This is a genomic window from Dasania sp. GY-MA-18 (assembly GCF_024734385.1).
Classification (GTDB): domain Bacteria; phylum Pseudomonadota; class Gammaproteobacteria; order Pseudomonadales; family Dasaniaceae; genus Dasania; species Dasania phycosphaerae.
The window spans coordinates 124,400-146,735 of record NZ_JANHAP010000010.1 but is presented as its reverse complement, the minus strand read 5'-3'; the positions used below and the strand labels follow the sequence as shown (position 1 = coordinate 146,735).

The following is a 22,336-nucleotide window of genomic DNA, read 5'->3' as shown; positions in this document are numbered from 1 at the left end:
GGCGTGGCCTCAGATAGCCCTGGTGCGCTAGGGCTAGGCTGGGGTTTTGGGGTAGCCCAGATCATTGCGCTCTTCGGCGGTTAAGGATTTTTTCATGCCCCAGTCTTCACTTAAGGTGCCGCCTGTGGCGGCATAGTCTAGGGGTGGAGTTAGTGGGGTAGGGGCTTCTGGCTCCTGCTCCTCACTGATATCGCCATCGGCTGTGAGGGTTTTGATGGTGGTGTGTAGTTGTTCCCCAGCTAGTCGTTGAGCGCCTTCGGCCAAATGGCTGTGCACCTCTTTGTAGTTCTCGGTGAGCTGGTTTAGCAGTTCAGCGGTGTGATTAAAGTGTTTGCTCACATCGGTTTGGTAGCTTTGCTGCTGTTGTTGCATCTCTAGGATTTGTTTTTCTAACTCGGCCTGGTGCTGGCTGTGGCCGCTTTTGCGCTGCGTGAAAAAAATGCCAATAAAGGTGCCGGCAATAAGGCCTGCGAGGGTAAACGTGAGTACGGCGCTTAGTGAATACACTTTGCTCTCCTAGGTTTAAATTCAACAGTTATAAGCTACGTTTCAAGTATAACCGTGAATCGCTAAGTGCGGTAACAAAGTTATGCCCTAAGTTGGGTGGTTGCCACTGCGCGGTGATAGCTGTAGAGTGGCCGCCTCAAAAATACGATGGTTAGCAACACAGCTTTTTTACTATGGCAAAGCTCCAGTCTCCAAGAGAACGTTACCAGGCAGACCTGACTAGGGATGACTTCTCCTATGATGCCGCGCAAGAGCAGGCGGTGGAATTGTTGCAGCAGTTGTACGAACGACTATTAGAGGTCGAAACGGCAGCTAAGCCTAAGGGGTTAAAAGCCAAGCTGCTGGCCAGCTTGGGTAAGCAGGCAGCAGTTGAGACAGTAAAGGGCTTGTATTTTTGGGGCGGGGTAGGCCGCGGCAAAACCTATTTGATGGATGCCTTTTATGATGCCTTGCCCTTTGAACGCAAAATGCGGGTGCACTTTCACCGCTTTATGCGCCGTGTGCACGCCGATTTAAAGGCCTTGCAGGGGGCGAAAAACCCGCTGCAGCAGGTGGCTAGGGGCATAGCCGATGAAGCCAGGGTTATTTGCTTTGACGAGTTTTTCGTCTCGGATATTACTGATGCTATGATTTTGGGTGGTTTGTTCGAGCTGCTATTCGATTATGGTGTGTGTTTGGTGGCTACCTCTAATATCATCCCTGATGGTTTGTATAAAGATGGCTTGCAGCGCAGCCGCTTTTTACCGGCCATAGCCATGCTGAATAAGCATACGCAGGTGGTGAATATTGATAGTGGGGTGGATTACCGCTTGCGCACCTTGGAGCAGGCCGAGCTATACCATTATCCACTGGATGCCGGGGCTGATATTAGCCTGCAGCGTTCCTTTGATCAGCTTAACCCTGATGTTAGGCATGTGCGCAGCGATTACGACTTAGAGATTAATGGTCGCAAAATCCAGGTGCGAAAAGTGTCGGATGATGTGGCTTGGTTTGATTTTGACGCGCTGTGCGATGGCCCGCGCAGCCAGAATGACTATATAGAATTGGCCCGCGAGTTTCATGCGGTGCTAATTAGCGGCGTGCCGCAGTTAGGTGGTGGTAAGGATGACCAGGCCCGACGCTTTATTAATTTGATAGATGAGTTTTACGACAGGCACGTTAAGCTGGTTATTGCAGCCCAGGTGCCGCTAGCGCAGCTCTATGCGGGCGGGCGTTTAGACTTTGAGTTTGAGCGTACCCAGAGCCGTTTATTAGAGATGCAATCCCATGATTATCTGGCCTTAGAGCACCGCCCTTAGGGGCTTGCGCAGGGCAGGTGATTTAACAGTAAAAAAGCGTGAATTAGGCTTGAAAACCCTCAGCGGTTTCTGTAGTATTCGCGCTCTTTGTAGGAACGGGCCCCAGAGGCATATATAGATGAAGACTTTCAGCGCAAAACCTGAAGCCGTAACACGTGATTGGTTTGTAGTAGATGCAGATGGCAAGACTTTAGGTCGTTTAGCCACTGAAATCGCTCACCGCCTACGTGGTAAGCATAAAGCGGAATACACCCCGCACGTAGATACCGGCGATTACATCGTTGTTGTTAATGCCGAAAAAGTACAAGTTACTGGCAATAAAGCAAGCGATAAAATGTATTACCACCATACTGGTTATGTGGGTAACTTGAAGTCAATTAGCTTCGAGAAATTGATCGATAAAGCTCCTGAGCGTGTTATCCAAAATGCGGTTAAAGGCATGTTGCCACGTAACCCATTAGGTCGTGATATGTTCAGAAAACTTAAAGTGTATGCAGGCGCTGAGCATCCCCATGCTTCACAGCAGCCGCAAGCATTGAACATATAACGGAACGCATATTATGTCAGCTACTCAATACTATGGTACTGGTCGTCGTAAAACTTCTAGCGCTCGCGTATTCCTAAAGTCAGGTGCCGGTGAAATCACCATTAACAAGCGCTCTTTAGATGAATACTTTGGTCGTGAAGTTGCGCGTATGATTGTACGTCAACCACTAGAATTGGTTGAAATGACCGATAAATTCGACTTAAACATCACTGTTGCTGGTGGTGGTAGCTTCGGTCAAGCCGGTGCTATACGTCACGGTATTACGCGTGCTCTTATGGAGTATGACGAAGGTTTGCGCGGTCAGTTGCGTGCAGCTGGTTATGTAACCCGTGATGCTCGTGAAGTTGAGCGTAAGAAGGTTGGTCTACGCAAAGCGCGTAAGAAGCCACAATTCTCGAAACGTTAATTGTTGCTGTCTATCGGAGGGTTGCGGCCCTCCAGCGAAAACGCCCGTGATTATTGCAATCTGGGCGTTTTTTTATGGCTGCTCGCTACGGGCCGTAAATTTTTGATTTGATTTGAAAAAAATACCTTAAACCCTGCTATGTTATAGGGTTAATTCTTGTCATGGCGCGTCAATATCTTTAGTATGCGCCGTACTAATAATTATTTATTCATTGCCTAGCTAATAGGTCTTTACACGCTAGTTTTAGGGGGATTACGTCATGAGTAATGACGGCGTTAACACTACGCGGCGACGCTTTTTAACCGCGGCTACTACGGTAGTGGGTGCGGCTGGAGCGGTAGGTGTTGCTGTACCTTTTGTGGGTTCATGGAACCCCAGTGCCAAAGCTAAAGCTGCTGGTGCTCCGGTTAAATTTGATCTTAGCCGTTTAGAGCCCGGTGAAATGAAAGTGGTTGAGTGGCGTGGTAAGCCTGTCTATGTGGTGCGTCGTACCCCCGAGACTTTGGCGGCTTTACCTGGCAATGCCGGTAACCTAAAAGACCCAGATTCAACCAATGCTGCACAGCAGCCAGAGTATGTGGGCACCATCACTCGTTCTATTAAAGACGAGTTTTTAGTGTTGGTAGGCCTGTGTACCCACTTGGGTTGTGCGCCTAAATATCGTCCTGAAGTAGGCGCGGCCGACTTAGGTGGCGATAGCTGGATAGGCGGTTTCTTCTGCCCCTGTCACGGCTCTAAGTTCGATTTAGCTGGCCGTGTTTACCAAGGCGTGCCCGCTTCGGCCAACCTAGCTGTTCCACCCTATTCCTATGAAAGCGACAGCGTCATTGTTATTGGCGTAGACCAGGAGGCCGCGTAATGATCAATCTGTTAGTGGGTTTAAGAGATTGGGTAGATGCACGCTTGCCGATTATGCGTGCGTGGGATACCCACATGGGCAGCTACTACGCCCCTAAAAACTTCAACTTTTGGTATTACTTTGGTGTTTTGTCACTATTAGTGTTGGTCAACCAATTGTTAACCGGCATTTGGCTCACTATGAGCTATACCCCCAGTGCTGAAAACGCTTTTAACTCGGTCGAGTACATCATGCGTGATGTCGATTTTGGCTGGATTATCCGCTATATGCATTCCACCGGCGCGTCGGCGTTCTTTGTGGTGGTTTATCTGCATATGTTCCGCGCCCTGATTTATGGTTCATATAAAAAGCCACGCGAGCTAGTGTGGGTTTTTGGTATGTTTATCTTCCTGGTATTAATGGCTGAGGCTTTTGTGGGTTATGTATTGCCCTGGGGTCAGATGTCGTACTGGGGTGCTCAGGTAATTATCTCCTTATTTGGTGCTATCCCTGTAGTGGGTGAAGACATCGTACAGTGGATACGTGGTGACTTCTTGATCTCAGGTATTACCCTAAACCGCTTCTTTGCTTTACACGTAGTGGCGCTGCCCATCGTGTTATTGGGTTTGGTGGTATTGCACTTATTGGCCTTACACGAAGTGGGTTCTAATAACCCCGATGGTGTAGAGATCAAAAAGAATAAAGATGAGAACGGCATACCTAAAGACGGTATCCCTTTCCACCCTTACTACACTGTGCACGACTTGCCAGCGATAGCGGTATTTTGTTTTGCCTTTGCGGTGGTGATTTTCTTCGCTCCAGAAATGGGCGGTTATTTCCTAGAGCATGCAAACTTTGAGATTGCCAACGGTTTAAAAACCCCTGAGCATATAGCGCCAGTATGGTACTTCACCCCGTTCTACTCAGTACTACGTGCGGTGCCCGATAAGTTGCTAGGTTTTATCGCCTTTGGTGCTTCGGTTGCTATTCTGTTTATTCTGCCTTGGGTAGATCGCAGCCCGGTTAAGTCGGTGCGTTACCGCGGTTTGGTTAATAAGCTGATGCTGGTGACTTTTGTTGCTACCTTCTTAATCTTGGGTGTATTAGGTGTTAAGGCACCTAATGACGGCAGAACTCTGTTGGCACAGGTAACTACGGTATTCTACTTTGCCTTCTTTATTACTATGCCTATATGGACCAATAAAGATGCATGGCCTGCAATTATCCGCACAGCGGCATTCTGGGCAATCGGTGCAATAATGCTGTTCTTAACCTTCGCTGGTTACGCGGCAGGCAAGCCTGAATCGCATATTTACGCGGTGCGTTTTTACGCAGCATTAAATGCAGCTTTCTTCTTTATCCTGCCTGCCTTGTTAGCTAGAGATAAAATGTTGCCAGTGCCAGAGCGCGTTACCATGAACGGTGGTATGGGTGCTTGGGGTACTATAGGTGGCATCATTGTGGTGGCCTTGCTAACAGTATTGCCATTAAAGGCAGCGGGTGCGGAGTCAGCTTTTAAATGCGGCACCATGGCTTGTGATGAGATTGAGGTGGATCCCACTAATAAGGCCTCTTTGCAAAGTGGTGCTAAGCACTACATGAATAACTGCATGAGCTGTCACTCGCTAAAGTATGCACGCTATCAGCGTACTGCCGAGGACATAGGTGTACCGGTAGATATTTTTGAAGAAAACCTAAAGTTTGATAACCAGGCTAAAATCGGTGAGTTAATGTTTAACTCAGCACCGGAGGCGCTGGCAAAAAAGTGGTTTGGTGCGGCTCCCCCGGACTTAACCATGGTGGCTCGTACGCGTAGCCCCGAATGGTTGTATACCTACTTGCGTAACTTTTATGCTGACCCTAGCCGTCCTTGGGGGGTAAACAATAAAGTATTTAAAGACGTAGGTATGCCACATGTATTGTTAGAGCTACAGGGTATGCAAGAGTGTGCGCCTGGCCCAGCATTGGCTGCCAATGGTGGTGTGAAGCGTGACCCTTTAACAGGTGAAGAAGTATTATTTGATGAGCATACCGGTGAGGCGCTTAACCCTTGTGGACGTTTGAAGCTGGTTTCTGAAGGCAGCATGACGCCGGAAGAGTTTGATACTGCCATGTACGACTTGGTTAACTTTTTAGCCTATACCGCAGAGCCCATGGTTGAAGACCGTAAGCGCATAGGTATATTCGTGTTGGTCTTTATCGCTTTATTCTTCATATTTACTTATATGTTGAACCGCGAATACTGGAAAGATATTCACTAATTGTAGTGAAGCGCAGCAGCTCTAGTAGCTGCTGCTTTGATAGTCGATAGAACTTAAGGAATTAAAATGGGTGTTGTTGCCAAACGTTCGTCAATGACCTTTTACTCAGATGGCGAATGCCATTACAGCCACCGCGTACGTATAGTATTGGCCGAGAAAGGTGTGACAGTAGATATCGTCGATGCGGGCGGTGAGCATATGCCTGCCGAGCTAGCGGATTTAAATCCTTACAACAGCCTGCCGACCATGTTGGATAGAGACCTAGTGCTTTATGAAAACAAGGTCATGATGGAGTATTTGGATGAGCGTTTTCCGCATCCGCCTTTACTGCCTGTATACCCGGTGGCGCGCGGTTCTAGCCGCCAATATATTTATCGTATAGAGCGTGACTGGTGTGTGCTGGTTGATACCATCACTCAGGGTACTAACCAAAAAGCAGTAGAAAAAGCGCGCAAAGAGTTGCGTGAGAGCTTAATTGCTATCGCACCTATATTCGCTGAAAAGCCGTTTTTCATGAGCGATGAGTTTACCTTGGTTGATTGCTGTATGGCGCCCATACTGTGGCGTTTACCGGTGCTGGGTATAGAAATCCCCAATACTAAGCAAACTAAGCCCTTGTTAAACTATATGGATACCTTGTTTGAGCGTGAGTCTTTTCAAGAGAGTCTGTCAGAGGCTGAGCATGAAATGCGCAGCGGCAAGGCTAGCTCTTAAGCGCGACTGTTGCTGAAAAGGGATGCTAGCTCATCCCTTTTTTTATGCACAGGAAGTGCTGTATGCCGCGGGCGCATGGAGACCCAGAGCGCTCGCGATGCTCGCGGGGCCAGCTTTGCGCAAGAGCGGCGATACACAGGAAGTGCGGGCAGATTTTTGCTCCTGCAAAATCTGCACTTCCGCCCTCCATGGCGGTCGTATGCCCAAAACGCTACGCGGGGCAGGCTCTGCCCAAAACTTTGCGCGGGGTAAGGGCGGAGGCGTAGTCAGCTCTGGCGTCATTAATTCATCAATACACACTAGAAATTCATTATGAGTAAACAGCCCACCACAATGAGCAGTAGCCGCCCTTATATGGTTAGGGCCTTATACGAATGGATACTCGAAAACGACTGCACGCCCTATATCTTAGTTAATGCCTTGGCCGATAATGTCATGGTACCCACCGAGCATATTAAAAATGGCCAAATTGTTTTAAATGTCTCACCTAATGCGGTGCGCGACTTAGAGCTAAGTAATGAGGCGATGATGTTTAACGGCCGCTTTGGCGGTGTGCCTATGGATATCTATGCACCCATGTCGGCGGTATTAGGTATTTACGCCAGAGAAAATGGCCAAGGGATGATCTTTGAAATGGAAGACTTGGACCCCGAGCCAGAGCCGCCCAAAGACAAACGCTTTAAAACGGTACAAAGCTCCAAGCCAGCTGCTAAGGCCGAGAAGGCGGAAAGGCCGAGTTTGAAGGTTGTTAAATAGTTTCTAGTTTCTAGTCTACAGTCGCTAGTGAAAGGCCAGGTCCCTTAGGGGGGGACTGGCCTTTTTTGTTGGTTGAGAGTGGCTAGCTTATAGTCTCTCTAGGAAAACAGGAATTAGTTGACAGTAGGTGGCTTGCGAGAAGAATTTATCGACTATCGACTATCGACTATCGACTATCGACTATCGACTATCGACTATCGACTATCGACTATCGACTATCGACTATCGACTATCGACTGTTATGAAATATACTCAAACAAGATCACCACTTTTTGCACGCCGCCGGTTTGCCTTGCTAAATCGGCGACGCGGGCACCTTCTTCGCGGGTCAATAAGCCCATCAAATAAACGGTGCCGTTTTCGGTAACCACTTTAATACGGCCGCCTTGAATCTTGGGCTGTATTAACATTTTGCTTTTCAGTTTGGTGGTAATCCAGGTGTCGTTAGAACGAGCTACCATAGAGATGGCGCCGGACACGCTGATTTCGTTGTGTACTTTGCGCACCTTGCGGATGTCGTTGGCAACATTGGCAGCCATTTGCCGCAAGGATTCATCGCGCACTTGGCCGGTCAGTAATACAACGCCGTTGTAGCAGGTTACGCTGATATTGGATTGCGCTAGCTGAGGGTCGGTTTTATCTAAATTGACTAGAATTTTTGTTTCTATAATTTCGTCTTCAATAACGCTGCCAGTGGTGCGTTCACCCTCATCTTGATCCAATGGCCCGTCGGTGGTCATAGAGATGATTTTGCTACAGCCTTGTAGGTTTAGTGTTAAAAGAATGAGTATAAAGAGGCTGATAGTGCGAAACATGCTGGGTTTATTCCTCGCTGCCAAAAAGTTGTTGCTCAATAATTTCACACAGGCAATTGACGATCAATAGCTGTGTTTCACCTACCCGGGCACGGTTATTAGAGGGTATGCATAGCTCTATATCTTCAGGCAGTAGCAGCGCAGTGCTGTCGTGCTCGTTGCTATTAATAGTGATAACTAGCATGTCTCTATCGTGTGCGGCCTGTATAGCTTGTGAGCTAGAGGTGACATTGCTGCCGCTAGAGAGCACCAATAAAATATCGCCCGATTGCCCCAGTGCACGTATTTGTTTGGCAAAGACTTCGGCAAAGTTGCCTTCGCCGGTAATAGCGGTAACGGTGGTGCTGTCATTAAGGGCGATGGCTGCCAGGCCTGGGCGCTCGTGGTTAAAACGATTGAGTAAGTGGCTGGCAAATATTTGCGCTATGGCGCCGCTTTGGCCCTCGCCGCAGCAGAGTATTTTTTTGTCGCTTAGTAAACATTGCGCCATCAGCTCGCCACATTCGGCCAGCACCATGGGTAGCTCTTCCATGCTGCGCATGCTGGTATCTATGTGGCTGTGGAAAAGTTCTGTAACGTATTCGTACAAATCCATCATTTATTCACTTTTTACTTTAATAACTAAACGCGTTTTTAACCCACTCAAAATGTAGCTCTGCACTGGCAGGGGCGCGCTGGGCAGAAATTACATCAAAACGGCAGGGCGCGTTTTGAAAATGTTGCTGTAGATAGTGCTCAGCGGTTGTTAATAGCTTTTGCTGTTTGCGAAAATCAACGGTTTCTAGCGGTGTGCCGTGGCTGCTGCTGCGGCGGTAGCGTACCTCTACAAAGACGATAGTTTCACCCTCTAGCATAATTAAGTCTATTTCACCGCGGCGGCAGCGGTAGTTAAACTCTAAAACGCGCAATTGCTGTCGGGTTAAATATTTAGCAGCTAATTGCTCTACTTGCTGGCCACTGTACTGGCTTTTGCGGGCTAGATACGAGCGTTTTAAACGATTAACAACCTTTTGTAATGCCATCCGTGGCTCCTAGTTTTGTGTTTACTGCGCCGTGTAATCGCCGATACTTCGTGTATCTATGGCGCCGCGCCGCTGTTCGGATTTGTTGCTGGGCGCGGTTGCGGCTTGGTTTAATGATTGATCGGCGGCGGCAATAATTTTAGCGCGCCCGCCAGTAAATTTGGCCAATAATACCGTACGTTCTATTTGATTGCTTGCGTTTAATTTTAGGGTGCCGGTTTGGCCGTAAACGCGGCTATCGGGTATGTGCTGCAATTGTTTCAGGCGGGGGTAGAGTTGGTAACTGTCTACCCCTAAGGCATACATACGCTGGTATAGCTTGCTGTTTTCCAGCTCGCTGTTAATGATATGTTTTAGCGGCGTGTCGGGATTGAGTACCCAAGGGATATCGGTGAATTTAATGCCGTTAATATCGCTGTCTTTTTTCCTGTCCTGGTAGCCGCTGTAAATACGTGAGGTGGCATAAATAGGCAGGTCACCTGCATAGTGGTAGTTGAGCAGCGGTTTGATGGAGCGGGCCTGTTCGGGGTGGGCCAGTAAAAAAATCATATCTATATCTTGGCGACGCCTGGGCTCAAACTCTATGTGTTGGCCCACTAGCTGTTGTATGCGACGGGCGCGGCTTTCGCTGTGCTGCAGGTAGAGTGCGTCTTTGATCGAGCCGGATAAATCTTGCTGGCCGCTGAACTGGCTATTGCCTAGAGTTTGGGCGCCCAGTTGTTGCCAGTGTTGTTCAAAGGCGGCGCTGACTTTTTCGCCCCAGCTGCTGCGCGGGCTAATAATCAGGGCGTTGCGGCGGTTTTCTAAAAAGGCCAGCTCGGCAATTTGCAAGGCTTCGTCTTCGGGGGCCAGGCCAAATTGAAACAGTTGCTCTGGCGGCTGGCCGTAATCGTCAATGCGGTTAAGCGCCAGTGTGGGGGTGTTAATGGCTTCATCAAAGAGTTGCCGCACATGCGCCTTGTCTAGTGGGCCTATGACTACCTCGGCGCCAGCATTGACGGTTTGTTGGTATAGCTCGGCAAAATTATTACTGCTGGCACTATCGTAAATTTTAATAACAGGAGCGCTACTGCGCTGCTGCATAGCTTGGTAGTGGGCGGCCATAAAACCATCGCGTATAGCTTGGCCATAGGCTGCCAGTGAGCCGGATAGCGGCAGTAACAGGGCGATTTGTTTGGCCTGGTTGGCAGCTAGTTCGCGTATTAAGGCTAAGTCTTCGGGCAGTGGTTGGTTGGCGGGGTGGTTGGGCCAGTGCTGTTGCCATTGATCTAGGCGCCTGACTTGCTCGTCTAAATCACCCTGTGCGGTTTTTACTATCAGCGCCAGTGATAGCCAGCCCTTGTACTCTTCACCAAAGGCAGTGCTTTCATAGCGTATCAGTTCATCGGTGGGTACATACATCAGCGAGCGCCAAATGCTTTTGCGGTTGCTGATTTGGGTACTGCTGTCTAGTAGTGGGTCTATATAAATACGCTGTTGCGCGCTGGCCAGATGGCTGCCTAGTAGGGCCAGGACCTTGGCACGCAAATGGGTAAAGCTGAGTTGTTGCTCTATGCTAAATTGATCGCTGAGAGTGACTAGGCGCTCTCTGTCCAAGGCGGTGAGCGCTTGTTCATAGAGGCCGCGTTGCAGGTAGAGTTGGCACAGTAGCTCGCTATAACGTATGTATTGCTGATTGTTTAATTGCTGGGTTTGCAGCTCTTCTAGGGTTTGGCTGGCTAGGTCGCGCTGCTGCTCTTCTAGTAACAGCTCTACCAAGGTGAGCTGCAGGTTTAGCCGCTTATTGCCTGCACTTTTTTGTAGTTGTTGCAGCAAGCTTTGTATTTGCTGTGCCTTGTTATGTGCCTGTAGGTTAACAGCGTCTTGCTCGCCACTGGGTTGTGGGGAGCAGGCGATCAAGCTCATTGCTAAGGCTAGTGCGCATAAGGCTGGCTTGGCAGTGGAAAAAAAGGCTGTTCTGAATGTCATTGCGTTGATAGTCTAGCGCCCACATCGATTCGCTGGGAGTATTATTGTTGGACCATACAGCTGCGCTTTATATTGTTGCAACACCTATAGGTAATTTAGGGGATATGGTACCCCGAGCGGTGGAGGTACTACAATCAGTAGACTTGATTGCAGCCGAAGATACTCGCCATAGTGTGAGGTTGATGCAGCATTTTGGCATAGAAACCCCCTTGCGAGCCTATCACGACCACAGTGGCAGCGACACCGTGGATTATTTGATAGGCAAAATACAGGCTGGCCAGTCCATAGCCTTGATCTCCGATGCGGGTACCCCGCTAATTTCCGACCCCGGCTATCGCATAGTCGATGCCGCCATTAGTGCCGGTGTGAAAGTGGTGCCGGTGCCTGGTGCCAGCGCCGCAATCGCAGCGCTGAGTGCTGCAGGCCTGCCCTCAGACCGGTTTATTTTTGAAGGCTTTTTACCGGCCAAGCAGCAGGGCCGCATCAAGCATCTGCAAGCTTTGCAGGAAGAGCCCCGCACGCTGATTTTTTACGAGGCTCCCCACCGCTTGCTTGCCAGCCTGCAAGATATGCAGGCGGTGATGGGCGACGAGCGTGAGGTGGTAATGGCCCGCGAGCTCACCAAAACCTATGAAACTATTAAGCGCGCGCCCTTGGCCGAAATGGTGGCTTGGGTGGCGGCCGACAGCAACCAGCAGCGCGGCGAGTGTGTGTTGCTATTACGCGGCGCAGTAGTAGCCAGCACTGAGCTGGACGCGGAGGCTAGCCGCATTATGGATGTGTTGTTAGAAGAGTTATCGGTAAAGCAGGCCTCAGCCCTGGCCGCTAAAATCACTGGCCTTAAAAAGAAGCCTTTATACCAATACGGTTTAGCGCAAAAGGCCGATTAGCTCTTGCTTTGTGGGGCGGTGATGGTAGAGTCACGCCCGAGTTGGCTAGGCAGTCGCCGTCTCTTTTATGCCTTTTGGCGTATTTGGGAGGGAGGAAAGTCCGGGCTCCATAGGGTAGAACGCCAGGTAACGCCTGGGGGGCGCGAGCCTACGGAAAGTGCAGCAGAGAGTAGACCGCCGATGGCATTCTTAGGAATGCACAGGTAAGGCTGAAAGGGTGCGGTAAGAGCGCACCGCGCGACGGGTAACCGTTCGTGGCATGGTAAACCCCGTTCGGAGCAAGACCAAATAGGCCCTCTATAGGTGTGACCCGCACTGAGGGCGGGTAGGTTGCTAAAGCCTTGCGGTGACGTAAGGCGTAGATGAATGATTGTCGTATACAGAACCCGGCTTATTGCTGACTCGACTTTTTCCGCCCCTAAGGGGGCAGAGCTATAAGTTTCAAGCGGCAAGCTGCAAGTAGTGCAGCTTGTTTTCTTGAGGCTTGTAGCTTAAAACTTGCCGCTTCGAATGCAATGAGAACTTATTTATGCCCACTTTTGATATTGTCTCTGAAGTAGATGTTCATGAATTTACCAATGCGATTGATCAAGCTAATCGTATTATCGGTACTCGTTTTGACTTTAAAGGTATAGACGCCAGTTTTGAGCGCAAAGACTTTACCGTAACTATTTTTGCCGAATCCGATTATCAAATTCGGCAGATGGAAGATATGCTGCGCACCGCCTTGGTGAAATGCAAAATCGATCCACAGGCTATGAATTTGGGTAAAGTCGAAACTGCAGGCAAGCAGGTTAAAAAATTAGTGACCTTGCAAAATGGCTTGGAGAGCGACGTCTGCAAAAAAATTGTCAAAATTATTAAAGACAGCAAAATGAAAGTGCAAAGCCAGATACAGGGCGACAAAGTGCGCGTTACTGGTAAAAAGCGCGATGATTTACAGCAGGCCATGGCGCTATTGCGTGAGCAAGAACTGGGTCAGCCTTTGCAGTTTAATAATTTTCGCGATTAATTTTAATGATAAAAGGGTAGCTATTACGCTACCCTTTTATCATGCCTCATTACCCAAACCGCTAGTAAAATAGCTGGTATCCCCATCACGGCAGCATAAGTAAAAAAGACTTGGTAGCTGCTGGCATCAACAATCACTCCCGAAAAACCACTCAACGATTTGCCCGGTAATGTCATTAGCGAACTGAACAATGCGTACTGAGTGGCGGTGTAGGCTCTATTAGTTAGGCCTGATAAATAGGCAATAAATGCCGCGTTAGCCAAGCCTGCGCTTAAATTATCGGCGCTAATAGTGGCCATTAACCAATATATATCGGGGCCTATGTTGGCTAGGGCGACAAATAATAAATTGGTACTGGCCACCATTATTGCGCCTGTAATTAAGGGTTTGTGTACGCCATAGCGTATCACCAGCAGGCCGCCAAAAAATGAGCCGGCTATAGTCATAAAAAAGCCAAACACTTTTCCTATCTCGGCTATGTCGGTTTTGCTAAAGCCCAAATCTAAATAAAACGGGTTGGCCATAATGCCCATGGTAATGTCACTTAGGCGAAACACGGCAATAAAGCCAAGTATCAATAAAGCAAAACTGCCTTGGCGTTGAAAGAAGTCGCTAAAGGGGGCGATGACGGCGTGTTTAAACCATTGCAACAGGCTGTCGTGTTCGCTGCGCGGGCTGTGCTGGTTATTACTGCCGTTAGGTTCTTGCACGACTAGGCTGGTGATAATGCCCACCAACATTAAAGCCGCCATGCACAGGTAGCTGGCGGACCAGGAAAAAAACTCAGCTAAATACAGGCTGCCAGCACCAGCGGCTAACAGTGCTAGGCGATAACCGAAAATGTAGCTGGCCGACATGGCACCTTGAAATTCCTGCCTTGCTGATTCGATTCTAAAGGCGTCGATGGCAATGTCTTGGGTGGATGAGGAAAAGGCTACCAATAAGGCCGCTAGGGCGATTAGTACTATATGTTGCTGTGGGTTAAGCAGGGCCAGTATCAGTAAGCCCAGCGCTATGCCTAGTTGGCCGGCTAGCATCCAGCTGCGGCGCTGGCCTAATTTAGTGCTGAGGTAGGGGATGCTGAGTTGATCGACTATGGGCGACCACAGCACCTTGATCGAATAAGTGATGCCCACCCAACCAAAAAAGCCTATGGTGGTTTTTCCTATACCGTAATCGTTTAGCCAGGCGCTGAGGGTTGAGAATACCAGCAGGAAAGGGAGGCCTGCGGCAAAGCCTAAAAAAAACAGGGCGATTACTGGGCGCTGGCAGTACACCGAAAAAGCTTGTCGCCAAGAAAACTGTGGGGCTGAGTTGACCTGCAAGTGGGGCATATCCTTTATCAAGGCGTTTTATTATGGAGCGCTGGTGGTCGCGGCTGTTGTAGTGCCGCTGCTGAATGCTGTCACAGTCGCTTTCATACATCCAGTGCTGGGTTTTATTTTGTTGGCGGTTTGTCATTGGGGGGTGGCCTGTGCTATGTTTTTGCCTGCTGGGTTGCAAGGCGCAAGGCCTGTTTACTCGTAAGCTTAAGCTCAGCAAATAAATCCCCTGTAAACTCCTGTTACAAACTTAAAGTAATACATTAAGTTTGCTCTGTATCGTTTTGATTTGGCTGGATTTGTCTGTTTTTGGCTTGCCCTGTTCGCTGCAAATGGCAGCACGATCCCTTCACAAACCCCGAAATTCGTGGCTTTTAGCTGGTTTTGTTTCTTGACAATATTGCGCTTGCCTCCCTATAGTGTGCAAAAGTGGAGAAAAGTGTCATTAAGTGGTTTTTGGTGCTTTTTTATCCTCATAAAAAGTCTAATTGAGTGGAAAAAAGTGTACCAAGGCAATTTTGCTATCAACATGGACGCCAAAGGGCGTCTCGCTATCCCCACGAAAGTGCGGGAAACGCTGCAGTCTGACTGCGGCGGTAGCATTGTTGTAACGGCAAATACCACTGAAAAATGCCTATTGGTATACCCAGAGCCACGCTGGCAGCAAAAGCTGCCCGAAATTAAAAACCTATCCAGCACCAACAAAAAAGCGGCGCGCATTAAGCGCGTGGTATTAGGTTACGCCACCGCCTTAGAGGTTGATGAGGGTAATGGTCGTGTGTTGATACCGCCCACGCTGCGTGAATATGCAGGTTTAGAGAAAAAAATCGTATTGGTAGGCCAAGTTGATTACTTGGAGTTATGGAGCGAAGAAAACTGGCAGTCTTACCTCAATGAAGAGGATGACGATGAAGAGATGCCCGCTTCACTCAGCGAATTTTCATTTTAGGCGAGCGTATGCACGAAACCGTTTTATTACATGAGGCTGTCGATGCCTTATTAGGTGATGGCGACCAACGCCTGCAGGGCAGCTATGCCGACGGCACTTTTGGCCGCGGCGGCCACAGCGGTGAAATTTTAAAGCGCCTGTCAGCGGGGGGCCGTTTAATTGCCACCGATAAAGACCCGCAGGCCATAGCTACAGGCAAGGAGTTAGAGCAGCAAGACTCACGTTTTCGCATAGTGCAGGGCTCTTTTGCTGAGCTGGATCATTTTATTGCCGCTCAGGGCATAGATAAGTTAGACGGTATTTTATTGGACTTAGGGGTGTCGTCACCGCAGCTGGATCAAGCCGAGCGCGGCTTTAGTTTTATGCGCGATGGTTATTTAGATATGCGCATGAATCCCGATGCTGGCCAAAGCGCCGCTGAGTGGCTGGCGGAAGCCTCTGTAGCCGAAATTAGGCAAGTGCTTAAAGACTATGGTGAAGAACGCTACGCCCTGCGCATAGCCGAAGCCATAGTCAAAGAGCGTGAACAAAATCCTATAAGCACCACTTTGCATTTGCAAAAAGTGGTGGCGGCTGCGCACCCGGCATGGGAGCGCGGTAAAAACCCGGCGACCAAAGCCTTTCAGGGCATACGTATTTTTATTAATAACGAGCTGGGTGATTTAGAAGAGCTATTAAATCAGGCCTTGGATCTTTTGGCTGTGGGTGGTCGTTTGGTAGTGATTAGTTTTCACTCGTTAGAAGATCGCATGGTAAAGCGTTTTATTAAGCAGCAGGTGCGCGGCGACGTACTACCTGCTGGTGTGCCCATTATGGATTCACAATTAAATAAACGCATGAAGCAAATCGGCAAGGCCGTGCGCGCAGGCAGTGATGAGGTGCAGGGCAATGTACGCTCACGCAGTGCCATTATGCGTGTGGCTGAAAAAATTGCTTAATAACAACAGAAGTTTTGGCGAGCTAAGACTGACAATAATGTTAAGTAAAGGGTGCCAATGAGCCAGCAGGGATATTCCCTTAACGGGTTGACCAGCAATATTGAAAAAAGCATTGCCTGTGCGCTGTTAATAGCACTGGTGGTGGCCTCGGCATTAGCGGTGATATACAGCACCTATAAAAGCCGGCAGCTATTTAGTGCTTTGCAGCGTGAGTATAGGCATGAAATAGAGTTGGAAGAGCAGTGGGGGCGCTTGCTATTAGAGCAAAGCACTTGGGCCTCGCCAGTGCGTATAGAAGAAGTTGCAAAAAAAAAGTTAGCGATGAAAGTACCCGATCCAACGGCTATTAGAATTGTTAGATAAAAGCTAGATAACAAAAATTGGTATCGAAAATCACTTAAAAAGGTTAGTAATTGAAAACTAAGCCACAACAAGCAATGCCAGTATGGCGTTTTTCGCTAGTAGTATTTCTACTGGCGAGCTTGGCTGCGCTTTTAATTTGGCGAGTGGTTTCTTTGCAATTACTGGATACGCAATTTTTACAAAATCAAGGTGATGCCAGAACCATACGCACGGAAAAAATTCCCGCCTATCGCGGTGTGATTACCGATCGCAATGGTGAGCCGTTAGCGGTTAGTACGCCGGTGGCCTCTATCTGGATTAACCCTAAGCATATGCAGGGTCTGGATCAGGATCTCAAGCCTTTGGCGCAGTTGCTGGACTTGCCGGTATCAGTGATCAAACAAAAAATAAACGACAACCGCGAGCGCGGTTTTATTTATTTGCGCAGGCATATATCACCCGAGCAAGCCAAAGCAGTGATGGCGTTAAAAATAAAAGGTGTCAACCGGCAGCAAGAATATAAGCGTTACTACCCTGCCGCCGAAGTGGCAGCGCACTTAGTAGGCTTTACCAATATAGATGATCAAGGCCAAGAGGGTTTAGAGTTGGCCTATGATCAGTGGTTGCGCGGTAGCGACGGCCGCAAGCGGGTGTTGAAAGATTTACACGGCAGCGTAATACGCGATATTGATCAGCCTCAAGAGGCGGTATCGGGTAAGGAGCTTACCTTAAGCATAGATATGCGCCTGCAGTACATGGCCTACCGCGAATTAAAAGCCATGTTGCAAAACGCCAAAGCAAAAGCGGGCTCGGTAGTGGTAGTGGATAGTGAGACCGGTGAAGTTTTAGCCATGGTCAATCAGCCTTCCTATAATCCTAATAACCGCAGCCGTTTAAACCCTGCTCATATGCGCAACCGCGCCATGACTGATGTGTTTGAGCCCGGTTCAACAGTCAAACCCTTAACGGTGTTAGCGGCCTTAGAAAGTGGTAAGTACACACCCAAAACCCTAGTGGATACCAATCCCGGTTATATACGGGTAGGCAAAAAACCTTTGTTGGACCCAGTCAATTACGGGGTGATGGATGTTACTAAAATCTTAACTAAGTCCAGCCAGGTAGGTATTAGCAAAATTGCACTGGATTTAGATGAACAATCCATTTGGGAATTATTTGGCCGCTTTGGTTTAGGGCGCGATGTGGGTTCGGGCTTCCCCGGCGAAAGCTCCGGGCAAATGCCCAGTCGGGCTAATTGGCGGCCCATAGAAATTGTCAATTTTGCTTTTGGTTATGGTTTGTCGGTAACGCCTGTGCAACTTGCACAGGCTTACGCCGTTTTAGCCAATGGTGGTTTGATGCAGCCTATAAGCTTGCTGCGCAAAGATAGCCCTCAAGAAGCTACACGGGTGGTAAATACTCGCCAGGCCAAACAAGTGGTAGAGATGCTAAAAACCGTTACCGAAAAAGGCGGTACAGGCACCGGTGCGCAAATCGCGACTTACACTGTGGCGGGCAAAACCGGCACCGTGCATAAAGTGGGAAACAATGGCTATGCCGACGATAGATATCGCGCCATTTTTGCCGGTATGGCGCCAGCCAATAATCCACGCTTAGTGGCAGTGGTGATGATAGATGAGCCCAGTATAGATATGTATCACGGCGGTGAGGCTGCGGCACCACTGTTTTCAAAAGTAATGTCAGATGCATTGCGTTTATTAGATGTAACTCCCGATAAACTCTCGGAATTAAAAGAGGCGGTAGTCGCCCAGCCCGAGCTTATTGCAGGGGGGCGCAAGTCAGCTTAATGATGGCCAAACCTATGCCCCCACAAGCGATGACCTTACAACAGCTATTGGCTGATATTGCGCCTGCGCTGGATAAGGCTGTTGCTAATCTTGAAATTAGCGGCTTGCAGCTCGATAGCCGCGCGGTACGCACCGGCGATGTTTTTATTGCCTGCGTAGGCGCGACTGTGAATGGCGAAGACTTTATTGCGCAGGCGATACAGCAAGGTGCGGTAGCGGTGTTGGTAGATGTCAGTAGCGAGCTAAGTGCTTGTGCGGTACCGGTAGTCGCGGTGGCTAATTTAAACCAGCGCATTAGTGCGATAGCGGGCAATTTTTATGGTCAGCCTTCGCAGCAACACAATATTATTGGTGTAACCGGTACCAATGGTAAAACCAGCTGCAGCCAATTTGTGATGCAATTGTTGCAGCACATGCACAAACATTGCGGCGTGATAGGCACCTTGGGTTCGGGCATAGACGGGCATTTAACAGCGGGTTTAAACACCACCCCGGATGCGATTAGTTTACAAAAAACCTTGGCCGATTGGCGCACTAAGGTGGATATGGTCGCCATGGAGGTTTCTTCCCACGGCTTAGAACAAGGCCGTGTCGCAGCCATTACATTTGATGTGGCGGTATTTACCAATTTAACCCGTGATCATTTGGATTATCACGGCGATATGGCCAGCTACGGTGCTGCCAAGGCAAAACTGTTTAAACAGCCGGGTTTAAAAACCGCAGTGATTAATCGCGACGATGCTTTTGCGGAGCAGTTGATCGCCAGCTTGGCACCTGCCGTGCAGCTAGTCACTTATAGCGTTAGCAGCAGCCAGGCAGATGTTTATGCCACGGATATACAGTTTCATGCAGCGGGCATTAGCGCGCAGCTGCAATCGCCCTGGGGTAGCGCGAGCTTAAATAGCTCGCTGCTAGGGCATTTTAATTTAAGTAATATATTGGCCGCTATCGCCAGCTTGGCCGCGCAGGGTTTTGATTTTAAAAGCCTAGTTGCGGCGGCGAGTAACTTGCAGCCGGTTGCGGGCCGTATGGAATTAATTAACAGCGGCGGGCAAAAACCGGCCGTGGTTATTGATTACGCTCATACCCCCGATGCTTTAGAACAGGCCTTAACCGCATTGCGTTTACACGCCCAGCAAAAATTAGTCTGTGTATTTGGCTGCGGCGGCGATAGAGATCAGGGCAAACGCCCCTTAATGGGTGAAGTGGCCGCGCGGCTGGCGGATCAAGTCTGGATTACCAGTGATAACCCGCGCACCGAAAATGCTGATGTAATTATTCAGCAGATAGTCGCTGGCGCTGCCAACACTGATGCTTTAACAATTGTCGCCGATAGGGCGCAGGCGATAGCGCAGGCGGTGTTATCGGCCAGCGACGATGATGTGTTATTAATCGCAGGCAAAGGCCACGAGGACTATCAGCAAATTGGTATGCAGCGGCTGCCTTTTAACGATGCCGTGCAAGCACGCTTGGCTTTGGCTAAGAGGGCGGCTTTATGATGCAGGCCATGAAACTTAGTCAGCTCAATACCGTCTTAGCGGGCGAGCTAACCGCTGATGCGGAAGTACATACTATTTGCACCGATAGTCGTGCCCTAAAAGCCGGGGATTGTTTTGTGGCCTTAAGCGGCGAGCATTTTGACGCCAACCAATTTGTCGCCAGCGCGGCGCAGCAGCAGGCTGTAGCGGCCATAGTTAGCCAGCGCCAGCCTGTCGATATTCCGCAGCTAGTGGTTGCCGATACGCGCTTAGCCTTGGGGCAAATCGCCGCCATGCAAAGACAGGCTTTTAATAAGCCGGTAATCGCGCTAACCGGCAGTGCCGGTAAAACCACCACCAAAGAAATGTTAGCCAGCATTATGGCTCAGCGCGGTGCGGTATTGGCGACCCAGGGCAACTTAAACAATGAAATCGGTGTGCCTTTAACCTTGCTGCAATTACAGCCCCAGCACGATTGCGCGGTGATAGAAATGGGCGCCGCTAAAAAAGCAGATATCGCTTATTTATGTCAATTTGCTCAACCCACCATAGCCATAGTCACTAACGCATTGCAGGCGCACTTGGCTGGTTTTGGTAGCACGGATGTGGTGGCGCAAACCAAAGGTGAAATTTACCTAGGCCTTGCCGAGCAAGACACAGCAGTAATTAATATCGATAGCGAGTATGCCGAGTTATGGCAGCAGCAGGCAGCGAAAGCACAGCGTATCAGTTTTAGTCTGCACAATAGCCAGGCCGATGTTTTTGCCAGCGCAATAAAAACCGCTGCGCAGTATACGGAATTTAATTTACATGCCTGCGGCCAGCACTGCGCTATACGCTTGCCCTTATTAGGTAAACATAATGTCGCCAATGCCTTGGCTGCGGCGGCCGCCGCCTTGGCAGCCGGAGCCAGTTTGGCAGAGATAAAAACTGGCCTGCAAAATATGCACGCGGTGGCCGGACGTTTAAATGTCATCGCCGTTAACGATGGCTTAACGTTAATAGACGATAGCTACAACGCCAACCCCGATGCCGTGCAAGCCGCCATAGATGTGCTGGCGCAAAGTGAGCAGCCGCGCTGTTTAGTGTTGGGCGCTATGGCCGAGCTGGGTGAGCATGAGCAAGCCCTGCACCGGCAAATGGGCAGCTATTGCCGTAGTAAAAATATTGATCATGTTGTTGCAGTAGGGCCTTGGGCCAATGATGTGGCGGCAGGTTTTGGCGAGGGCGCTGTCGCTTTTGCCAGTATAGAAGCGTTGCAACAAGCAGGTTTGCCTTATTGCCAGCAGGGAACCGTGTTGGTGAAAGGCTCGCGTAGTTCTCACATGGAGCGTGTTGTCGAAATAATAACAACAACTTTTACTCAAGGGGAGACAGACTAATGCTGCTTTGGTTGTCAGAATTACTGTCGCAACATTTTACCGCTTTTCAGGTTTTTCAATACCTTACTGTGCGCGGTATTTTAGGGGTAATGACAGCGCTGCTTATTTCTCTGCTGTTAGGTCCGTGGATGATACGCAAGCTTAACTACCACCAAATAGGCCAGTCTGTGCGCGACGATGGCCCCGAGTCTCACCTCAGCAAGGCTGGTACGCCGACCATGGGTGGAGCATTAATTTTGGTGGCGATTATTGCCAGTACCTTGTTGTGGTCCGATTTAACCAACCCCTATGTGTGGACGGTGTTACTGGTGACCTCCATTTTTGGTGCTGTGGGCTGGGTGGACGACTACCGCAAAGTGATAGAGAAAAACTCCAAAGGCTTACCCGCACGCTGGAAATATTTTTGGCAGTCGGTGGCGGGCTTGGGGGCGGCGATCTTTTTATACGATATCGCCGTGACACCGGCAGAGACACAGCTGTTTTTCCCCTTCCTAAAAAATTACGCCTGGAATCTGGGGCCGTTTTTTATTGTGCTGACTTACTTTGTCATCGTCGGCTCCAGCAATGCGGTGAACCTCACTGATGGTTTAGATGGCCTTGCCATTATGCCCACGGTAATGGTGGGTTCGGCGTTGGGGGTGATTGCCTATTTGGTGGGGCACTCCGAGTTTTCGCAATATTTATTTATCCCTTATGTGCCGGGCTCCGGTGAGTTAGTGGTGTTTTGCGGCGCTATGGCCGGTGCCGGTTTGGGCTTTTTATGGTTTAACACCTACCCCGCGCAAATTTTTATGGGTGACGTAGGTGCCTTAGCGCTGGGGGCTGCCCTAGGCACCGTGGCGGTTATTACCCGCCATGAAATTGTATTTTTTATTATGGGTGGCGTGTTTGTGATGGAGACAGTCTCCGTTATTTTGCAGGTGGCCTCTTATAAGCTTACCGGCCGTCGCATTTTTAAAATGGCGCCCATACATCACCACTTTGAATTAAAAGGTTGGCCAGAGCCACGAGTGATAGTTCGTTTTTGGATTATTACCGTCATGCTGGTGCTATTTGGTTTGGCAACTTTAAAACTGCGTTAATAGG

The 22,336-nt window shown here is 49.3% G+C and carries 22 protein-coding genes and 1 other RNA gene; 17 read left to right on the top strand and 6 right to left on the bottom strand.

Annotated features, from left to right (window positions below; all coding sequences use genetic code 11):
• Positions 1–33: 33 nt before the first annotated feature.
• Positions 34–507, bottom strand: a complete 474-nt coding sequence (locus tag NO559_RS13100; protein WP_258332299.1) for a YhcB family protein — start codon at positions 505–507, stop codon at positions 34–36.
• Positions 508–680: 173 nt separating this feature from the next.
• Here NO559_RS13100 and zapE point away from each other — a divergent pair, with 173 nt between their 5' ends.
• The 7 genes from zapE (at position 681) to NO559_RS13065 (ending at position 7,327) form a co-directional block, all read left to right on the top strand.
• Complete coding sequence (zapE, locus tag NO559_RS13095) at positions 681–1,805, top strand: cell division protein ZapE (protein WP_258332298.1); 1,125 nt, start codon at positions 681–683, stop codon at positions 1,803–1,805.
• A gap of 118 nt (positions 1,806–1,923) precedes the next feature.
• The gene (rplM, locus tag NO559_RS13090; protein ID WP_258332297.1) at positions 1,924–2,352 is read left to right on the top strand and encodes a 50S ribosomal protein L13; all 429 of its coding nucleotides are present in this window, start codon (positions 1,924–1,926) and stop codon (positions 2,350–2,352) included.
• 13 nt (positions 2,353–2,365) lie between these two features.
• Complete coding sequence (gene rpsI, locus NO559_RS13085) at positions 2,366–2,758, top strand: 30S ribosomal protein S9 (RefSeq protein WP_258332296.1); 393 nt, start codon at positions 2,366–2,368, stop codon at positions 2,756–2,758.
• 259 nt (positions 2,759–3,017) lie between these two features.
• The gene (petA, locus tag NO559_RS13080) at positions 3,018–3,617 is read left to right on the top strand and encodes a ubiquinol-cytochrome c reductase iron-sulfur subunit (RefSeq protein WP_258332295.1); all 600 of its coding nucleotides are present in this window, start codon (positions 3,018–3,020) and stop codon (positions 3,615–3,617) included.
• A complete protein-coding gene (locus tag NO559_RS13075; protein WP_258332294.1) occupies positions 3,617–5,857 on the top strand; it encodes a ubiquinol-cytochrome c reductase in 2,241 nt (746 codons plus the stop codon). Before petA ends, NO559_RS13075 begins: the two co-directional genes overlap by 1 nt.
• 66 nt (positions 5,858–5,923) lie before the next feature.
• Positions 5,924–6,571: a glutathione S-transferase N-terminal domain-containing protein gene (locus NO559_RS13070; protein WP_258332293.1), complete on the top strand. Its 648-nt coding sequence runs from the start codon at positions 5,924–5,926 to the stop codon at positions 6,569–6,571.
• A gap of 312 nt (positions 6,572–6,883) precedes the next feature.
• Positions 6,884–7,327, top strand: a complete 444-nt coding sequence (locus tag NO559_RS13065; RefSeq protein ID WP_258332290.1) for a ClpXP protease specificity-enhancing factor — start codon at positions 6,884–6,886, stop codon at positions 7,325–7,327.
• A 239-nt stretch (positions 7,328–7,566) separates the two neighbouring features.
• Here the strand turns inward: NO559_RS13065 and NO559_RS13060 are convergent, their stop codons facing one another.
• From NO559_RS13060 to NO559_RS13045, 4 genes are read right to left on the bottom strand one after another with little or no spacing between them, the layout of a single operon-like run.
• A complete protein-coding gene (locus NO559_RS13060; protein ID WP_258332289.1) occupies positions 7,567–8,142 on the bottom strand; it encodes a BON domain-containing protein in 576 nt (191 codons plus the stop codon).
• 7 nt (positions 8,143–8,149) lie between these two features.
• A complete protein-coding gene (locus NO559_RS13055; protein WP_258332288.1) occupies positions 8,150–8,740 on the bottom strand; it encodes an SIS domain-containing protein in 591 nt (196 codons plus the stop codon).
• Between the two features lie 16 nt (positions 8,741–8,756).
• Positions 8,757–9,164 (bottom strand): YraN family protein, encoded by a 408-nt coding sequence (locus NO559_RS13050; RefSeq protein WP_258332287.1) that lies wholly within the window; start codon positions 9,162–9,164, stop codon positions 8,757–8,759.
• Positions 9,165–9,185: 21 nt separating this feature from the next.
• Entirely contained in the window at positions 9,186–11,132 is a 1,947-nt protein-coding gene (locus NO559_RS13045; RefSeq protein WP_258332286.1) for a penicillin-binding protein activator, read from the bottom strand.
• 47 nt (positions 11,133–11,179) lie between these two features.
• Here NO559_RS13045 and rsmI point away from each other — a divergent pair, with 47 nt between their 5' ends.
• The 3 genes from rsmI to NO559_RS13030 all read left to right on the top strand — a co-directional run bounded on the left by rsmI (position 11,180) and on the right by NO559_RS13030 (position 13,034).
• Entirely contained in the window at positions 11,180–12,022 is an 843-nt protein-coding gene (rsmI, locus tag NO559_RS13040) for a 16S rRNA (cytidine(1402)-2'-O)-methyltransferase (protein WP_258332339.1), read from the top strand.
• Positions 12,023–12,059: 37 nt separating this feature from the next.
• An RNA gene (gene rnpB, locus NO559_RS13035) (RNase P RNA component class A) lies at positions 12,060–12,431 on the top strand.
• A 120-nt stretch (positions 12,432–12,551) separates the two neighbouring features.
• The gene (locus NO559_RS13030) at positions 12,552–13,034 is read left to right on the top strand and encodes a YajQ family cyclic di-GMP-binding protein (RefSeq protein ID WP_258332285.1); all 483 of its coding nucleotides are present in this window, start codon (positions 12,552–12,554) and stop codon (positions 13,032–13,034) included.
• A gap of 23 nt (positions 13,035–13,057) precedes the next feature.
• Here the strand turns inward: NO559_RS13030 and NO559_RS13025 are convergent, their stop codons facing one another.
• Positions 13,058–14,359 (bottom strand): MFS transporter, encoded by a 1,302-nt coding sequence (locus tag NO559_RS13025; protein WP_375542741.1) that lies wholly within the window; start codon positions 14,357–14,359, stop codon positions 13,058–13,060.
• A 499-nt stretch (positions 14,360–14,858) separates the two neighbouring features.
• Here NO559_RS13025 and mraZ point away from each other — a divergent pair, with 499 nt between their 5' ends.
• From mraZ to mraY, 7 genes are all read left to right on the top strand, one after another.
• Positions 14,859–15,305, top strand: a complete 447-nt coding sequence (gene mraZ / locus NO559_RS13020) for a division/cell wall cluster transcriptional repressor MraZ (RefSeq protein ID WP_258332283.1) — start codon at positions 14,859–14,861, stop codon at positions 15,303–15,305.
• Positions 15,306–15,313: 8 nt separating this feature from the next.
• Complete coding sequence (rsmH, locus tag NO559_RS13015) at positions 15,314–16,243, top strand: 16S rRNA (cytosine(1402)-N(4))-methyltransferase RsmH (protein ID WP_258332282.1); 930 nt, start codon at positions 15,314–15,316, stop codon at positions 16,241–16,243.
• Between the two features lie 57 nt (positions 16,244–16,300).
• Entirely contained in the window at positions 16,301–16,606 is a 306-nt protein-coding gene (gene ftsL / locus NO559_RS13010; protein ID WP_258332281.1) for a cell division protein FtsL, read from the top strand.
• Positions 16,607–16,680: 74 nt separating this feature from the next.
• On the top strand, positions 16,681–18,390 hold the full coding sequence (locus tag NO559_RS13005; RefSeq protein ID WP_258332338.1) for a penicillin-binding protein 2: 1,710 nt from the start codon (positions 16,681–16,683) through the stop codon (positions 18,388–18,390).
• Positions 18,391–18,404: 14 nt separating this feature from the next.
• Entirely contained in the window at positions 18,405–19,889 is a 1,485-nt protein-coding gene (locus tag NO559_RS13000) for a UDP-N-acetylmuramoyl-L-alanyl-D-glutamate--2,6-diaminopimelate ligase (protein WP_258332280.1), read from the top strand.
• Positions 19,886–21,250: a UDP-N-acetylmuramoyl-tripeptide--D-alanyl-D-alanine ligase gene (gene murF / locus NO559_RS12995; RefSeq protein WP_258332279.1), complete on the top strand. Its 1,365-nt coding sequence runs from the start codon at positions 19,886–19,888 to the stop codon at positions 21,248–21,250. The genes NO559_RS13000 and murF overlap by 4 nt, the downstream gene beginning before the upstream one ends.
• On the top strand, positions 21,250–22,332 hold the full coding sequence (gene mraY, locus NO559_RS12990; RefSeq protein WP_258332278.1) for a phospho-N-acetylmuramoyl-pentapeptide-transferase: 1,083 nt from the start codon (positions 21,250–21,252) through the stop codon (positions 22,330–22,332). The genes murF and mraY overlap by 1 nt, the downstream gene beginning before the upstream one ends.
• The last annotated feature ends 4 nt before the right edge of the window (positions 22,333–22,336 follow it).

Excerpts from the sequence above, each read along its gene's own strand:
- NO559_RS13065 (WP_258332290.1), top strand. The coding sequence starts at position 6,884 with ATGAGTAAACAGCCCACCACAATGAGCAGTAGCCGCCCTTATATGGTT.
- NO559_RS13045 (WP_258332286.1), bottom strand. The coding sequence starts at position 11,132 with ATGACATTCAGAACAGCCTTTTTTTCCACTGCCAAGCCAGCCTTATGC.
- NO559_RS13075 (WP_258332294.1), top strand. The coding sequence starts at position 3,617 with ATGATCAATCTGTTAGTGGGTTTAAGAGATTGGGTAGATGCACGCTTG.
- NO559_RS13030 (WP_258332285.1), top strand. The coding sequence starts at position 12,552 with ATGCCCACTTTTGATATTGTCTCTGAAGTAGATGTTCATGAATTTACC.
- rplM (WP_258332297.1), top strand. The coding sequence starts at position 1,924 with ATGAAGACTTTCAGCGCAAAACCTGAAGCCGTAACACGTGATTGGTTT.
- rsmH (WP_258332282.1), top strand. The coding sequence starts at position 15,314 with ATGCACGAAACCGTTTTATTACATGAGGCTGTCGATGCCTTATTAGGT.
- murF (WP_258332279.1), top strand. The coding sequence starts at position 19,886 with ATGATGCAGGCCATGAAACTTAGTCAGCTCAATACCGTCTTAGCGGGC.
- NO559_RS13070 (WP_258332293.1), top strand. The coding sequence starts at position 5,924 with ATGGGTGTTGTTGCCAAACGTTCGTCAATGACCTTTTACTCAGATGGC.
- zapE (WP_258332298.1), top strand. The coding sequence starts at position 681 with ATGGCAAAGCTCCAGTCTCCAAGAGAACGTTACCAGGCAGACCTGACT.
- NO559_RS13000 (WP_258332280.1), top strand. The coding sequence starts at position 18,405 with ATGCCCCCACAAGCGATGACCTTACAACAGCTATTGGCTGATATTGCG.
- NO559_RS13055 (WP_258332288.1), bottom strand. The coding sequence starts at position 8,740 with ATGATGGATTTGTACGAATACGTTACAGAACTTTTCCACAGCCACATA.
- rpsI (WP_258332296.1), top strand. The coding sequence starts at position 2,366 with ATGTCAGCTACTCAATACTATGGTACTGGTCGTCGTAAAACTTCTAGC.
- mraY (WP_258332278.1), top strand. The coding sequence starts at position 21,250 with ATGCTGCTTTGGTTGTCAGAATTACTGTCGCAACATTTTACCGCTTTT.
- NO559_RS13050 (WP_258332287.1), bottom strand. The coding sequence starts at position 9,164 with ATGGCATTACAAAAGGTTGTTAATCGTTTAAAACGCTCGTATCTAGCC.
- NO559_RS13005 (WP_258332338.1), top strand. The coding sequence starts at position 16,681 with ATGCCAGTATGGCGTTTTTCGCTAGTAGTATTTCTACTGGCGAGCTTG.
- NO559_RS13060 (WP_258332289.1), bottom strand. The coding sequence starts at position 8,142 with ATGTTTCGCACTATCAGCCTCTTTATACTCATTCTTTTAACACTAAAC.
- ftsL (WP_258332281.1), top strand. The coding sequence starts at position 16,301 with ATGAGCCAGCAGGGATATTCCCTTAACGGGTTGACCAGCAATATTGAA.
- petA (WP_258332295.1), top strand. The coding sequence starts at position 3,018 with ATGAGTAATGACGGCGTTAACACTACGCGGCGACGCTTTTTAACCGCG.